The sequence below is a fragment of the Tabrizicola thermarum genome, from assembly GCF_003574395.1.
Classification (GTDB): domain Bacteria; phylum Pseudomonadota; class Alphaproteobacteria; order Rhodobacterales; family Rhodobacteraceae; genus Tabrizicola; species Tabrizicola thermarum.
The window spans coordinates 1-374 of the sequence record NZ_QMJY01000034.1 but is presented as its reverse complement, the minus strand read 5'-3'; the positions used below and the strand labels follow the sequence as shown (position 1 = coordinate 374).

Annotated in this window: 1 pseudogene; it reads left to right on the top strand. The window is 61.8% G+C overall.

From position 1 onward, the window contains the following. Positions 1 to 103 precede the first annotated feature (103 nt). Positions 104 to 328: pseudogene (locus D5084_RS18995) on the top strand (hypothetical protein); the annotation flags it as partial. Positions 329 to 374: the final 46 nt, after the last annotated feature.

Here is a 374-nt window from a genome sequence, read left to right as displayed (position 1 = left end):
GACCAGAAAATCGAAGTGCTGGCTGATCGTCTCGATCCTGGCGCTGTCGCGGAAGGCAAGGTAGTGGCGGCCAAGGTAGATGACGGCCAGAAGCGGGCCGAAGATGGTGACCCTGTTCATCGCCACCCCGCCGAATGGGTCATCCGTCTGGGTGCGGGTGGTCGACGAGGTCTCCGGTGCGGTCTTCGAGCAGTAGATCACCGCCGACCTGCCCGCCGCGACACAGTTCCTGTCGCCCAGGCTCTTCATGAACACCGGCGCGACCGCCGCCGCCGTCGCTTATGAGCTACCCCCCGAAAATCGTACAGTGACGGAAGCTACGATCTGAAGTCTGCTGGTCTCCAAACACGAGGAGATCAGGACATGTCGAAACG